Source organism: Microbacterium karelineae (genome assembly GCF_009745985.1).
Taxonomy (GTDB): domain Bacteria; phylum Actinomycetota; class Actinomycetes; order Actinomycetales; family Microbacteriaceae; genus Microbacterium; species Microbacterium karelineae.
The window spans coordinates 1-625 of record NZ_WFIX01000038.1 but is presented as its reverse complement, the minus strand read 5'-3'; the positions used below and the strand labels follow the sequence as shown (position 1 = coordinate 625).

Below are 625 nucleotides of genomic sequence, written 5' to 3'. Positions count from 1 at the left end.
ATCAGCATGACTTTCGGAGTTGTCTATCATCATTCGGTATGGAAACAGCGTCCGGCAACACAGAAATACTGGAAGCGTACCTGGGAATTTATTTTCAGTAAAGATTACCCGGTTTATGTAAAAGAAGTGATCCGTTTATCTGTTCGTAACATCATTTTTCAGAAATTCATCGCTCCAAGAGGTAAAACGCGTTGGTTAGGACATTTCCTTTTAGCTACAGGATGTCTCATCTCATTTATGGTCACATTCGGACTTACATTTGGATGGCTGCACTTCACCTTAAAACCAGGAACCATAGATCAGTATGAAACCCATATGATGGGCTTTACTGTGATGACATTTCCTCTCGATACTGCCATAGCCGTTTTCTTTTTCCATATTCTGGTTTGGACCTCGATCATGGTTATCGTGGGTTGTCTCATTATGATGCACAGAAGATTCGTGGATGAAGGTCTTATCGCTACCCAATGGTTTGAAAGAGACTGGCTTCCTTTGATCTTATTGGTAGCTGTTTCTGTGACAGGATTGGGAATTTGGTTTGATTATACCTATCTCGAAGGAAAAATGAGTCAGTTTATGGCTATTACCCATGCCATTACGGTAGCTATGTTCCTTATGTGGATCC

1 protein-coding gene is annotated in these 625 nt (G+C 41.0%); it reads left to right on the top strand.

From position 1 onward, the window contains the following. Positions 1-625, top strand: a 625-nt coding sequence (locus GB932_RS21830) for a hypothetical protein (RefSeq protein WP_197517192.1), incomplete at both ends; no start/stop codon positions are given.